Origin of the sequence: Flavobacterium sp. S87F.05.LMB.W.Kidney.N, assembly GCF_004366435.1 — a bacterium.
Lineage (GTDB): Bacteria > Bacteroidota > Bacteroidia > Flavobacteriales > Flavobacteriaceae > Flavobacterium.
The window spans coordinates 99,900-112,228 of sequence record NZ_SODX01000002.1 but is presented as its reverse complement, the minus strand read 5'-3'; the positions used below and the strand labels follow the sequence as shown (position 1 = coordinate 112,228).

General features: G+C 32.5%; 17 protein-coding genes. 3 read left to right on the top strand and 14 right to left on the bottom strand.

Annotated elements, in window-relative coordinates:
* The first annotated feature begins 19 nt into the window (after positions 1-19).
* Complete coding sequence (locus EDB96_RS06365; protein WP_012026941.1) at positions 20-439, top strand: nucleoside-diphosphate kinase; 420 nt, start codon at positions 20-22, stop codon at positions 437-439.
* 76 nt (positions 440-515) lie between these two features.
* Here the strand turns inward: EDB96_RS06365 and EDB96_RS06360 are convergent, their stop codons facing one another.
* The 3 genes from EDB96_RS06360 to EDB96_RS06350 all read right to left on the bottom strand — a co-directional run bounded on the left by EDB96_RS06360 (position 516) and on the right by EDB96_RS06350 (position 2,081).
* Positions 516-1,235: a hypothetical protein gene (locus EDB96_RS06360; protein WP_057116868.1), complete on the bottom strand. Its 720-nt coding sequence runs from the start codon at positions 1,233-1,235 to the stop codon at positions 516-518.
* A 128-nt stretch (positions 1,236-1,363) separates the two neighbouring features.
* Positions 1,364-1,660 (bottom strand): DUF721 domain-containing protein, encoded by a 297-nt coding sequence (locus EDB96_RS06355; RefSeq protein ID WP_134139773.1) that lies wholly within the window; start codon positions 1,658-1,660, stop codon positions 1,364-1,366.
* Complete coding sequence (locus EDB96_RS06350) at positions 1,641-2,081, bottom strand: lipocalin family protein (protein WP_057116870.1); 441 nt, start codon at positions 2,079-2,081, stop codon at positions 1,641-1,643. Before EDB96_RS06350 ends, EDB96_RS06355 begins: the two co-directional genes overlap by 20 nt.
* 324 nt (positions 2,082-2,405) lie before the next feature.
* Here EDB96_RS06350 and EDB96_RS06345 point away from each other — a divergent pair, with 324 nt between their 5' ends.
* On the top strand, positions 2,406-2,897 hold the full coding sequence (locus tag EDB96_RS06345; protein WP_134139772.1) for a hypothetical protein: 492 nt from the start codon (positions 2,406-2,408) through the stop codon (positions 2,895-2,897).
* A gap of 84 nt (positions 2,898-2,981) precedes the next feature.
* Complete coding sequence (locus EDB96_RS06340; protein ID WP_134139770.1) at positions 2,982-4,046, top strand: serine hydrolase domain-containing protein; 1,065 nt, start codon at positions 2,982-2,984, stop codon at positions 4,044-4,046.
* A gap of 93 nt (positions 4,047-4,139) precedes the next feature.
* Here EDB96_RS06340 and EDB96_RS06335 read toward each other — a convergent pair whose 3' ends face one another.
* The 11 genes from EDB96_RS06335 to EDB96_RS06285 all read right to left on the bottom strand — a co-directional run bounded on the left by EDB96_RS06335 (position 4,140) and on the right by EDB96_RS06285 (position 12,310).
* The gene (locus EDB96_RS06335) at positions 4,140-4,319 is read right to left on the bottom strand and encodes a hypothetical protein (protein ID WP_134139769.1); all 180 of its coding nucleotides are present in this window, start codon (positions 4,317-4,319) and stop codon (positions 4,140-4,142) included.
* 6 nt (positions 4,320-4,325) lie between these two features.
* Positions 4,326-5,279 (bottom strand): signal recognition particle-docking protein FtsY, encoded by a 954-nt coding sequence (gene ftsY / locus EDB96_RS06330; RefSeq protein ID WP_113679751.1) that lies wholly within the window; start codon positions 5,277-5,279, stop codon positions 4,326-4,328.
* A gap of 218 nt (positions 5,280-5,497) precedes the next feature.
* Positions 5,498-5,650, bottom strand: coding sequence for a DUF4295 domain-containing protein (locus EDB96_RS06325; RefSeq protein WP_008468081.1), 153 nt, complete (start codon positions 5,648-5,650; stop codon positions 5,498-5,500).
* A gap of 75 nt (positions 5,651-5,725) precedes the next feature.
* Positions 5,726-5,908: a 50S ribosomal protein L33 gene (rpmG, locus tag EDB96_RS06320; RefSeq protein ID WP_008253902.1), complete on the bottom strand. Its 183-nt coding sequence runs from the start codon at positions 5,906-5,908 to the stop codon at positions 5,726-5,728.
* Between the two features lie 27 nt (positions 5,909-5,935).
* Positions 5,936-6,172: a 50S ribosomal protein L28 gene (gene rpmB / locus EDB96_RS06315; RefSeq protein ID WP_008468080.1), complete on the bottom strand. Its 237-nt coding sequence runs from the start codon at positions 6,170-6,172 to the stop codon at positions 5,936-5,938.
* A gap of 71 nt (positions 6,173-6,243) precedes the next feature.
* Positions 6,244-7,497, bottom strand: a complete 1,254-nt coding sequence (locus tag EDB96_RS06310; protein WP_134139767.1) for a CinA family nicotinamide mononucleotide deamidase-related protein — start codon at positions 7,495-7,497, stop codon at positions 6,244-6,246.
* 178 nt (positions 7,498-7,675) lie between these two features.
* Positions 7,676-8,020, bottom strand: coding sequence for an Hpt domain-containing protein (locus tag EDB96_RS06305; protein WP_057116875.1), 345 nt, complete (start codon positions 8,018-8,020; stop codon positions 7,676-7,678).
* Positions 8,020-8,631, bottom strand: a complete 612-nt coding sequence (locus tag EDB96_RS06300; protein ID WP_057116876.1) for a fumarylacetoacetate hydrolase family protein — start codon at positions 8,629-8,631, stop codon at positions 8,020-8,022. The genes EDB96_RS06305 and EDB96_RS06300 overlap by 1 nt, the downstream gene beginning before the upstream one ends.
* 93 nt (positions 8,632-8,724) lie before the next feature.
* Positions 8,725-9,495, bottom strand: coding sequence for a 3'-5' exonuclease (locus EDB96_RS06295; RefSeq protein ID WP_057116877.1), 771 nt, complete (start codon positions 9,493-9,495; stop codon positions 8,725-8,727).
* Between the two features lie 218 nt (positions 9,496-9,713).
* Positions 9,714-11,063, bottom strand: a complete 1,350-nt coding sequence (locus tag EDB96_RS06290; RefSeq protein ID WP_134139765.1) for a dihydrolipoamide acetyltransferase family protein — start codon at positions 11,061-11,063, stop codon at positions 9,714-9,716.
* An 83-nt stretch (positions 11,064-11,146) separates the two neighbouring features.
* On the bottom strand, positions 11,147-12,310 hold the full coding sequence (locus EDB96_RS06285) for a glycosyltransferase family 2 protein (RefSeq protein WP_134139764.1): 1,164 nt from the start codon (positions 12,308-12,310) through the stop codon (positions 11,147-11,149).
* Positions 12,311-12,329: the final 19 nt, after the last annotated feature.

Genomic DNA, 12,329 nt, shown 5'->3' with positions numbered 1-12,329 from the left:
AAATTTAATAAAATATAAAATGGCAACAAATAGAACTTTTACAATGATTAAACCAGATGCTGTTGCAAACGGACACATCGGGAATATCTTAGCAATGATTACTAATGGTGGTTTCAAAATCGTTTCATTAAAATTAACTCAACTAACTGTAGCTGATGCAAAAGCATTTTACGCAGTTCACGCAGAAAGACCTTTCTACGGAGAATTAGTTGAATTCATGTCACGCGGACCAATTGTTGCTGCTATTTTAGAAAAAGATAACGCAGTAGAAGATTTCAGAACTTTAATTGGAGCTACAAACCCTGCTGAAGCTGCTGAAGGAACTATTCGTAAAGCATACGCTACTTCAATCGGAGAAAATGCAGTTCACGGATCTGACAGCGACGAAAACGCTGCTATCGAAAGCGCATTCCACTTTGCAGGAAGAGAGCAATTCTAATAAGAATTTTGATTTTCAATCAAATAAAAAACCCGCTTCAATTGAAGCGGGTTTTTATTTTTTAATTATAAATGGATTAAAGGTTATCAGACGTCTTTTTCACCATTTTCTCAATTTTTCCATCTAAATCTTTTAGAAGCTCATCTAATGCACTTTCACACATTGGCAATACTTTATCAAAAGACAAAACAGGTATTCCTCCTACAATTGTTCCAGTTTTCTTAGAATTTGCTCCTTCATTAAATGCAAATACTTTTTTTCCATTTTTGTCATATAAAGCGATTCTTGCATAAGCTCTCATTTTAACGGTTCCAGTTCCGCCAACTGCAAATCCTTTTTGCAAAGCGAAATGAATTTCTGTAAATAAAACTCCGTCAGCCTTCTCACTAAAAATTTTAGCAGATGCTACTTCATTAGTTGAACCATTTATTCCTTCATATATATATTTATATCCTGGATAATTAATGATAGTGCTTCCTGCATCTCCTTCTCTAGCAAATTTTGGAGTAAAATCAATATATTCTTGTTTTTGTGTTACTTCACTTTCTGGAACTAAATCAAACGGAAATTTTTTAGCATAATCATTAAAAAAAGCATTATGATACTTCTCTAAAATAGGCGCTAGGTTAAAATTTGGATTATTTCCTAAATCTGTTACGGCTGCAATGCTATTTAAACCTAAATCTGAAAGATCTATTGTTTTGTCAGTGTAAAAAGAAACTACAGCAACTTTCTTCTTTTGAGAATAAGCAGTTAAGGCAAATAATACGGTTAAAATAAGTAAAAATTTTTTCATTGTTTGTTAAATTGTTGGGTTATTAAAGGGATGTTACTTACAAAAAATAACGCGCAAATGTATCGCAAAAAAAAACACTCCACAATAGAAGTGTTATTTTATTTTAAAAATAATCCTATTAAAAAGAGCTATCTCAAAATTACCGCTTTTACTACCTCGCGTCCTAACTCCTCATTAATCATTTTAACAATTTTAGATTTTCCGTGGCTTAATTCCTCACGCAAAACTGCAGATCCTAATTCTACATAAAGTGTACTGCCTTTTAGGACAACATTTCTTGTATAAGTATTTACGCCACTGCCCATAAGGCTTTTCCAAGCATCACGAACATCGATTTGATCCATTCCAGGCTGTAATTTATTCACCTGAATAATTTGCTGCAAAACTGCACTTATTGTAGACTCGTTATTTATTCTTTTCGCCATCATTCAATAGATTAATTGGTCCCGCTTTTTTATAATGATATTCTATTTTTTGTGGATTTTTAACCACTAACTGCTCATCAGAAAGCGAAATAATTTCTTCACTCCATTTTGCATAATCTGTTTTATAATCTAAAAAGACATGTTCCCCAGCAAAGCGAACTGATACATTTTCAAATGTATCTGTCGTTAAAAATGTCCCGTCAAACTGCGGCATTACCTTCGTTCGAACACCTTTATTATTTTTAATTTGAAAGAAATCAAATGTTTCATTCATTTTATAATCCTTCTGCTCGCCTTTGTCAAAAACTACTTTTTCAATTTCCCAATAACCGTTTAGTTTAGTAATATCCGTCGGTTTTATTTCTTGTTTACAACTTACAAACAAGATTGACAAAACCAAGATCATAAAAGTGTTCTTCATAATTATTATAATATTAAGGAGCTGATACCTGCTGTCCGCTATATCTTTTACTTTTTAAAGAAAAAAGTAAAAGGATGCCGCTTCCATCAGGGCTAGTGCTTCAGTTTTCAAAAGAAATTTTTAGCGAACTACAAAGATAAACTTATAATCATCAAAAGAAATGCTTTATCTCTTAATTTATTGAGCCTATCCAAAACAATCTTTTTAATACCCCTTATAATAATTACCCTATTTTAACAACATAAAAACTTTTCAGGGCAAAAGATATTCACATTTTTAATGAATTTCAAATCCAAATTACTTTTGAAAATCTCTACAAAAAAGATGAAAAAAATATTGATATTACTTTTTAGTCCAATACTAATATTCTCAAAATGCGAAAAGCCAGAAAAAACTAAGAAACAAAGTGTAGAGACAATCACTTCAAACTTAAAAGATACTGACTCAATAAAAAACGATTCTTTAAAAAGTAAAAAAGAAGTTTCACCCATAAAAATTACAGCAGCTACATTATTAAAAAACAACTATTCCAATCACAAAGACCTGAAATTAATTTACAAAAACTCAGGAAAGAAAAATATTAAAGCCATTAAATTTGAATGGTTCTGTAAAAATGCATTTGACAAACCCGCAAATGGCAGATATTTTTATGCCGACGGAAGATTTACTGAAAAGGTAATATCCTTAATAAAATCTGGCGAAAGCAGAACAGAATTCTGGGAAGACTTTTCTACAGATGCTGATAAAATAACTAAAATTAGAGCTTATTATATTGTATTTGTCGATGGTACAAAATGGGGATCTGATGATCAGTAAATTTCCACATAACAAGAAATAAGTTTATTAACATTAAACTATTTTATATATTTTTAGTCAAACCCTAAACCAAAACCAAAAAACATGACTAAAACTATTTGTACAATTCTAGCGGCCTTATCGTTTATAAGCTGTAGTAAAGATTCAACAGAACCAGATTCAACTCCAACAGAAACAATGTATTTCCCTCCTTTAACTGGAAATGCTTGGGAAACAAAATCGCTGACTGATTTAAAATGGAATCAAAATGCAGTTCAACCACTGCTAGATTACTTAGAACTAAAACATTCCAAATCGTTTATGATTTTAGTAAACGGACGAATTGTTTTAGAAAATTATTTCAACAATCATACAGCCACAACAAATTGGTATTGGGCAAGCGCCGGAAAAACTTTAACCTCAACATTAACTGGAATTGCGCAGCAAGAAGGATTACTAAACATTAACAATAAAGTATCCGCCTACATTGGAACTGGCTGGACAAGCGAAACAATTGCTCAAGAAAACCAAATTACCTGCAAAAATTTACTCTCTATGACTTCTGGATTAGATGACAGTACCGATGAAGTTGAACCAGCCAATTTAATTTATAAAGCTGATGCAGGAACAAGATGGGCTTACCATAATGTTTATGTAAAACTACAAGATGTTGTTGCAAAAGCCAGCGGACAAAGCTGGGAGAATTATTTCAACGCCAAATTAAGAGATAAAATAGGCATGAATGGTACTTGGGTACAGATTGGAGTAAACAGCGTTTATACAAGTACCACAAGAAGTATGGCGCGCTTTGGATTATTAATGCTGAATAAAGGAAAATGGGAAAACAATGTAATCTTGAACGAATCTTTTTTTAATGAAGCAACCGCCACATCACAAAATATTAATCTAGGATATGGTTATTTATGGTGGCTAAACGGCAAAAGCTCTTATCATTTACCACAATCGCAGCTTACATTTCAAGGAAGCGTAATTCCGACTGGTCCAAATGACATGTTCATGGCTTTAGGAAAAAACGATCAAAAAATATATGTCGTTCCAAGCAAGAAAATGGTTGTAATTAGAATGGGAGACGCAGCCGACAATGTAAATCTAGCTTTATCAGATTTTGATAAAACTCTATGGGAAAAGATTAATGCTTTATATCAATAAAAAAAATGAGCTTTTAAATATAAAATGTCTTAAAGACACTTTTTATATTTAAAAGCTCAATATTTTTTTTAGAAATAAAATTCTACTAAAAAACTAACGATTAGTTTTTATTCTTTTCAAAATACCTAAAAAGAATAAAATTATACCAGCCACTAGCAAAATATAATAAAAAGAAAGATTGTTATCTCTCAATACATTTGCCAAAACAAAACAAATAACGCTTGCAAAATAAAAAGCAATCGCTGGTATATTTTTTACAGACTCAAAACTCATTTTAAATTATTTAAAGAAACTATCAACAAATTCATACTTATTAAAGACTTGTAAATCTTCAATTCCTTCGCCGACACCAATATATTTTACTGGGATTTGAAATTGATCTGAAATACCAATTACAACGCCGCCTTTTGCAGTTCCGTCCAATTTAGTTACAGCCAATGAAGTAACCTCTGTCGCCGCTGTAAATTGTTTTGCCTGCTCAAAAGCATTTTGTCCTGTAGAACCATCTAAAACCAAAAGCACATCATGAGGTGCATCGGCAACAACTTTCTGCATTACACGTTTTACCTTCGTCAATTCGTTCATTAAATTGATTTTATTATGAAGACGTCCTGCGGTATCTATAATTACAACATCAGCATTTTGAGCAACTGCAGACTGTAAAGTATCAAAAGCTACAGAAGCTGGATCACTTCCCATATTTTGTCTTACAATAGGCACATCAACTCTATCAGCCCAAACTTGTAATTGGTCAATTGCTGCAGCACGAAAAGTATCTGCCGCACCCAAAACAACTTTATGACCTGCTTTTTTAAATTGATAAGCCAGTTTACCAATTGTTGTAGTTTTACCAACACCGTTAACTCCAACAACCATTAAAACGTAAGGCTTTTTATCTTTCGGAATTTCAAATTCAGTTGCTTCACCTGTATTGGTTTCAGATAATAAAGCTCCTATTTCTTCTCTAAGAATTTGATTCAATTCATCTGTTCCTAAATATTTATCTTCAGCAACACGTTTTTCAATTCTTGAAATTACTTTTAAAGTTGTATTTACGCCAACATCTGAAGCTACAAGAATTTCTTCCAGATTATCTAAAACATCATCATCAACTTTAGATTTTCCAGCAATGGCTTTACTTAACTTAGAGAAAAAAGTAGTTTTTGTTTTTTCAAGACCTTTGTCTAAAGTCTCTTTTTTTTCGGTAGAGAATAATTTTTTAAAAAAACTCATTTTTGTAGATTTTTAGATTTATTAGATCTCTTGATTGTTTAGATCAGAAATCCAAATCTTTAAAGAAAGTGCAATCGTTTTTCAATTAACCTTAATTTAAACAGAAATTCATATTAAAAAAAGTCAATTACTGCGTTTCTTTAAATTTATAGACAAATATAGGTAATAAAAAAGCTACTTCCGAAAGAAAGTAGCTTTTCTATATAATGTAATTGTAATTATTTCTTTTTCAAGAATTCATCAACTTCTTCAGGAGCCATAATAGATTCTACGAATGTATATGCACCAGTTTTAGGAGATTTTACCATTTTGATGGCTTTTGATAATCTCTTAGAAGATGTTTGTAACGATGCTACGGTTTTCTTTGCCATGATTCAAATGTTATTTGAAGCTTTTATAAAACTCTCATGGCTAAACCATTCGAGATTTACAAAAATCTCTAATTATTACTTAATTTCTTTATGAACAGTTACTCTTTTTAAGATTGGATTAAATTTCTTAATCTCTAATCTGTCTGGAGTATTTTTTTTGTTCTTAGTTGTAATATATCTAGAAGTTCCTGGAACACCAGAAGTCTTGTGCTCAGTACATTCTAAAATTACTTGGATTCTATTACCTTTCTTTGCCATCTTGCTATATATTTATTTAGGAAAAGATTATTTGATAAATCCTTCTGACTGTGCTTTTTTCAAAACAGCAGTGATTCCATTTTTATTAATTGTTTTTATCGTAGATGCTGCTACTCTAAGAGTAATCCATCTATCTTCTTCTGGAAGATAAAAACGCTTTTTAACTAAGTTTACAGAAAACTTTCTCTTAGTTTTGTTCATAGCGTGAGAAACGTTATTTCCTACCATCGCTCTTTTACCTGTAAGGTCACAAACTCTTGACATTATACTTATCTTTTATCGTTATTCAAAATCAGGGTGCAAAGAAAAGAAAAATAAACCATTGTAGCAAAAAATTATTGCACAAATTTTAAAATTTCTTTCTGCAATATTTCTAAACTCTTAACTGTTGCCCTATCTACCACTTTTTCACGAGGTTGTCCGAAGTTAAATTCTTCTACAATTACTTCGTTCGGCGTCGCCAAAGCAATAAAAACAGTACCGATTTCTGCATCTGAATCACCTTTTGAAGGTCCCGCATTCCCAGTCGTAGCAATACCGTAGTCGGTTTTTAGTAAGTTTTTCACATTCAAAGCCATAGCAGATGCAACTTCTGCACTTACCACAGAATGTTTTTTAATTATTTCTTCTGAAACTCCTAAAACATTTATCTTAGTTTCGGTTGCATAAGAGACCACGCTTCCTTTAAAATAGCTTGAAGCGCCCGGAACAGCCGATAAAAGCGACGCGACTCTTCCACCAGTAAAACTTTCTGCCGTTGAAACTGTTTTATTTTGTTTGGTTAAAATTTTACCAACTACAGATTCTATGGTTTCATTCTCTTCATATCCCACAATAATGTCATGGATAATCAAATCTAACGAACGGACATTTTCCTCTATTGCAGTTTCCAACAGCTCTTTATCTGTTCCTCTTGCGGTCAATCTTAGACGTACGCGCCCTGGATTTGGCAGATAAGCAAGTTTTATAAATTCCGGCAGATTATTTTCCCAATGTTCAATACGTTCTGCAACTAAACTTTCACCTTGACCGTAAGTTAAAATGGTTTTATGAATAATATATGGACGTTTATATTCACGAACTATTTTTGGAATTATTTCTTCTTCAACCAAATATTTCATTTCATAAGGAACACCTGGAAGCGAAATAAAAACGGTATTTTCTTTTTTCATCCACATTCCCGGAGCAGTTCCCACTTTATTATGCAATACTGTGCAAGTTGACGGAACCAAAGCCTGATCTTTATTAAGCTGCGAAATTGGTCTTTTATAAAAACCTTCAATTAATTGCGTTACATGCGCCAAAACCTCTGGATTTACAACCAATTCGTCGTTAAAGTAGTCACAGAATGTTTTTTTCGTAACATCATCTTTTGTTGGCCCTAATCCGCCGGTTACAATTACCACATCCACTTTGTTTTGCAGTAAGGCAAAAGTGTCCAAAATATGCCTTTTATCATCGCTGATCGAAAGCATTTCTATTACTTCAACTCCAATTCTATCAAGCGATTTGGCAATAAAAGCTGAATTTGTATCTACGATTTGGCCAATTAAGATTTCATCTCCAATTGTTATAATTGCTGCTTTCATATCTATGTAAGGAATATTACCTGTAATTACGAACAGGTTTATTATAAGAAGAAGTTATTCGTGATGAACTTTTATAAGATTCATCATATTTAATCCAAATCACAAAAACGAATCTTTTAGATTTAGATAAGAAAACCCAATTCTTTATAAAAACAAGAATTGGGCTGGGTATTATATTTTACAAATCAAAGTCTTTTTTGATCTCTTTGATTGCTTCTTTAACTTGTATTTTAATACTTTTAAAAGTTTCAATTATATCTTTTTTCTTGCCTTCTGCTTTTGTCCAAGCCTCAACTTGCAAAATCTCTTCAAAAGCCACATTTAGTCCCATTAAATCTAAAGTAGGCTTTATTTTGTGCGCATATGAATAGGCATATTTATGATCCTTTTTCTTTATTCCCTCTTTAATTTGTTTCAAATCTTCGGGAACTTCTGTAACAAATAAATTTAAAATTTCGTTTACAAATTCAGGATCGTTGTCTGAAAGCGCATACACTTTCGAAAGGTTGTATTTTAAAGCCATTATTTTACTTGTATTCTGAATAATTTTTTATCTTCTAAAAAGCCTTCTAAAACATCATTTGGTTTTACAGCTGCAACACCTTCTGGGGTTCCTGTAAAAATAATATCTCCAATTTTCAATGTAAAAAATTGAGATACATAAGAAACCAGTTCATCTATTTTCCAAAGCATCATGTTTGAATTTCCTTTTTGAACTGTCTCTGCATTTTTTTTCAATTCAAAATTAAGATTTTCCATAGAAACAAAATTAGTTTTTGGCAAAAAATCGCCAATAACTGCCGAACCGTCAAACGCTTTGGCTTTTTCCCAAGGAAGTCCCTTTTCTTTTAATTTACTCTGCAGATCACGTGCTGTAAAATCGATTCCAACACTAATTTCATCATAATATTTATGAGCAAATTTAGGCTCAATATATTTTCCAACTTTATTAATCTTTACGATTATTTCAAGTTCGTGATGAACATCTTCAGAAAACTCTGGAATTACAAACGGATGCTGTTTCAACAAAACTGCCGAATCTGGCTTCATAAAAACCACTGGCTCTGTTGGACGCTCGTTTTTTAATTCCTCTATATGATTGGCATAATTCCTGCCGACACAGATAATTTTCATTTTTTTTTAGGTTCTAAGATTCTAAGACGGTAAGATTCTAAGAAAAACTACGCAAAAAAACTTAGCGACTTAGAAACTTAGCGTCTTAGAAACTTATTTCGTATTTAATTTTCTTAATTTAATTGCTGTTAATACTTTTTTGGTATATAAAGGAAAATCAGCATTTTGGATCCAGCTGAAATATCCTGGCTCTGCTTCTAAAACTTTTTCAACTTTAGCACCTTTATGTTTTCCAAAAGTAAAAATTTCTTCATCGTCTTTATCAAAAGCGATCATTCCGGCAAAATCTGCTATTTTTTTACGGGTTGTGAATTCAGACAACGATCTCATATCATTTTCCAATTCTGGATAACGATCTAACTGCGCTTTTAAAATTTCATAAGTCGCCATTGTATCTGCTTCTGCCGAGTGTGCATTTTCTAGACTTTTTCCACAATAAAACTTCAAAGCAGCACTTAAAGTACGTTCTTCCATTTTATGAAAAATAGTTTGAACATCTACAGAAACTTTATTTTTCATATCAAAATCTACTCCTGCACGAAGCAATTCTTCTGCGAGAAGCGGAATATCAAAACGATCTGAGTTAAAACCACCCAAATCACTATCTTTTATCATATTATGAACTTGCGGAGCAAGCTCTGCAAAGGTTGGTTCGTTGGCTACTTTTTCATCTGTAATACCATGAACTGCCGTTGTTTGCGGAGGAATTGGAATTGTTGGATTAACCAACCAGGTTTTACTTTCTTTATTTCCGTTAGGAAAAACTTTAAATATTGAAATTTCTACGATTCTATCTTTACCGATATCAATTCCCGTTGTTTCGAGATCAAAAAAGCAAATTGGCTTGTTTAGTTTGAGTTCCATTTCTAATTTTTATAAGTTTACAAATGTAATTTTTAAAGCCGAATTTCCTCGTTTATTCTCATTTTTTTTGTCGAAAAAAGCTTTCAATTCGCAATTTTAACTTTTCAAAAATAGGTCACCTTCTAGTTGACGCTTTGATTTCTAACCTTTTCTTACAAAAGAAAAATCCGATAAGTTTTTATACTTATCGGATTTAAATCTATACTTATAATATATTTTTAGAAATCTCTATCTATATCGAAAGCTTCTAAATATTCTGCTACTCTTTTTACAAAACTTCCTCCTAATGCCCCATCTACAACTCTATGATCGTAAGAGTGTGACAAGAACATTTTTTGACGGATTCCAATAAAATCTCCTTCTGGAGTTTCTATTACTGCAGGAACTTTACGAATCGCTCCAAGCGCCAGAATTCCCACTTGAGGCTGATTGATAATCGGCGTTCCAAAAACACTTCCAAATGTTCCCACATTTGTAACTGTGTAAGTTCCGCCTTGTGTATCGTCTGGTTTCAGTTTTCCAGCTTTCGCACGGTTTCCTAAATCGTTAACCGCTTTTGCCATTCCAACAAGATTTAGTTGATCTGCATTTTTAATTACAGGAACAATTAAATTCCCGTTTGGCAGTGCTGCTGCCATTCCTAAATTGATATTTTTCTTTTTGATGATATAATCGCCATCGACAGAAATATTCATTCCAGGGAAATCTTTCAATGCTTTTGCAACGGCTTCCATCATAATTGGAGTAAAAGTAAGTTTTTCGCCTTCTCTTTTTTCGAAAGCTGTTTTTACTTTATCTCTCCATTTTACAATGTTTGTTACGTCTACTTCAATAAACGATTGTACGTGAGCAGAAGTTTGAACCGAAGCTGTCATGTATCCTGAAATCAGTTTACGCATTCTGTCCATTTCTACAATTTCGTCGCCTCCATTTACAGAAACTGGAACCGCCTGCTGACTTTTTTGTACAACTGGCTCTGGTGTCTGAACTGCTTTTGGCGCTTCAACAATAGGTTTAGGAGCTTCAATCGCTTGTGGCGTTGCTGCAACACCAGATTTACGATCTTCTATATATTTTAAAATATCTTCTTTTGTAACTCGGCCGTCTTTTCCAGATCCAGCCATGTTTTCTAACTCATTTAGAGAGATATTTTCTTCTTTCGCGATGTTTTTTACTAATGGAGAAAAGAATTTTTCTGATCCTGAAAAATCTTCTGCAGTGGTTACAGTTTCTTTTACTGCTTCAATTGTTTTTTCAATTTCAGCCGCCGCTTCAGGAACAGCAGTTTCTTCAACCGAACTTGTTTCTGGAGCTGGTGCCGCAACGGCTTCAGTTTCAATAATAGCAATAGTCTGCCCTACTTGTACCAAATCATCTTTACCAAACAACTGCTCAACTAAAATTCCTGATACTTCGCTAGGTACTTCACTGTCAACCTTATCTGTTGCAATTTCAAGTACTGCTTCATCAGCTTCAATTTTGTCTCCAACTTCTTTCAACCAATTTGTAATAGTTGCTTCAGCGACACTTTCTCCCATTTTTGGAAGCTTTAATTCAAATCTTGCCATATTGTTATTCTAAAGGATGATTTTGATTTTCTGATTGCGAAATTACTGAAAAAATTAAATATAAATTACACTTTGTATAATTTTTACTTAATTTTTCTGATTTCCCCTCTCCCATTTCTTAAATTACTTCCAATAATAAAAGCTGTTCTTTTAGGGAAAATCTTAAAAGTAATGTTCTTATCTTTAAGAGTTTCTATTATATTGATACATTTTTTGAATGAAACATATTGATTATCCAAAATGATCTCTGTCTTTTTACCCTTTAAAATCAGGCACGAATTTACCATTTTTTCTTTTTTCAAATTCAAAAAACTAACTTTATTTTCTAAAATCGAAGCTAGTTTTTCAGATAAATTCGCATTTTCAGAGTACAAAATATAGCATTCTGGCAATGGTTTTTCTTTTACATTTCCCTGAAACATTTTTACAATAGAGAAAAACCAAGTTCCAACTTGAATGAAAAAACTAAAAAACCATGATTTCTTAAAATGTTTCGCATAAAAGAAATTCATAGCTTCCTGAAAACGTTTCATGTATTTTTCGTCTTTTATTGTGCTTTCTCCCTTATAATGCAAAACTGTGGTATCGTGAAAATAAAAGTTGTTTTTCCCTTTCTGAAGCGCACGATATGACAAATCGATATCGTCGGCATACATAAAACAATCTTCATCAAAACCATTTAAATCTTGATATAATTTACTTTCTAAAAACATAAAAGCCCCAACTAGAATATCAACTTTTCCTGTTTCGTTTTCACTTAAATGCTGCGTGTAATATTGATTAAAAAGTTTTGTTTTGGGAAAGATTTTATACAACCCAAAAACTTTAGTAAATGCAACCCAAGGCGTGGGAATACCGCGTTTACTTTCTGGCAGAAAATTTCCTGTCCCGTCAATTAATTTACAGCCTATAATGCCGAGATTGGGCTGCCTTTCGGCGAAAGCCAGAATCTTCGTAAAGGTATCTTCTGCAACAACAGTATCGGGATTTAATATACAGATGTAGTTTCCTTTCGCTTGACGAAAACCAATATTATTCCCTTTCGGGAAACCAAAATTTTCTTTGTTTTGAATCAAAGTAACTTCTGGAAATTTTTCCTGCATCATCAAAACACTTTCGTCTGACGAATTATTATCTACAACAATAATTTCGGCCTCAATTGCTGCAATCGCTTCCTGAACACTTAAAATGCATTGCTCCAGAAAGTAACGGACATTATAATTGAGAATAATAATCGATAACTGCATGAATATTTGATCTGTAAAT

Coding starts and splice junctions, on each gene's coding strand:
- EDB96_RS06325 (WP_008468081.1), bottom strand. CDS start 5,650: ATGGCAAAGAAAACCGTAGCATCGTTACAAACATCTTCTAAGAGATTA.
- EDB96_RS06340 (WP_134139770.1), top strand. CDS start 2,982: ATGACTAAAACTATTTGTACAATTCTAGCGGCCTTATCGTTTATAAGC.
- EDB96_RS06285 (WP_134139764.1), bottom strand. CDS start 12,310: ATGCAGTTATCGATTATTATTCTCAATTATAATGTCCGTTACTTTCTG.
- EDB96_RS06355 (WP_134139773.1), bottom strand. CDS start 1,660: ATGGCGAAAAGAATAAATAACGAGTCTACAATAAGTGCAGTTTTGCAG.
- EDB96_RS06290 (WP_134139765.1), bottom strand. CDS start 11,063: ATGGCAAGATTTGAATTAAAGCTTCCAAAAATGGGAGAAAGTGTCGCT.
- ftsY (WP_113679751.1), bottom strand. CDS start 5,279: ATGAGTTTTTTTAAAAAATTATTCTCTACCGAAAAAAAAGAGACTTTA.
- EDB96_RS06345 (WP_134139772.1), top strand. CDS start 2,406: ATGAAAAAAATATTGATATTACTTTTTAGTCCAATACTAATATTCTCA.
- EDB96_RS06360 (WP_057116868.1), bottom strand. CDS start 1,235: ATGAAAAAATTTTTACTTATTTTAACCGTATTATTTGCCTTAACTGCT.
- EDB96_RS06310 (WP_134139767.1), bottom strand. CDS start 7,497: ATGAAAGCAGCAATTATAACAATTGGAGATGAAATCTTAATTGGCCAA.
- EDB96_RS06350 (WP_057116870.1), bottom strand. CDS start 2,081: ATGAAGAACACTTTTATGATCTTGGTTTTGTCAATCTTGTTTGTAAGT.
- rpmG (WP_008253902.1), bottom strand. CDS start 5,908: ATGGCAAAGAAAGGTAATAGAATCCAAGTAATTTTAGAATGTACTGAG.
- EDB96_RS06365 (WP_012026941.1), top strand. CDS start 20: ATGGCAACAAATAGAACTTTTACAATGATTAAACCAGATGCTGTTGCA.
- rpmB (WP_008468080.1), bottom strand. CDS start 6,172: ATGTCAAGAGTTTGTGACCTTACAGGTAAAAGAGCGATGGTAGGAAAT.
- EDB96_RS06305 (WP_057116875.1), bottom strand. CDS start 8,020: ATGGCTTTAAAATACAACCTTTCGAAAGTGTATGCGCTTTCAGACAAC.
- EDB96_RS06300 (WP_057116876.1), bottom strand. CDS start 8,631: ATGAAAATTATCTGTGTCGGCAGGAATTATGCCAATCATATAGAGGAA.
- EDB96_RS06295 (WP_057116877.1), bottom strand. CDS start 9,495: ATGGAACTCAAACTAAACAAGCCAATTTGCTTTTTTGATCTCGAAACA.
- EDB96_RS06335 (WP_134139769.1), bottom strand. CDS start 4,319: ATGAGTTTTGAGTCTGTAAAAAATATACCAGCGATTGCTTTTTATTTT.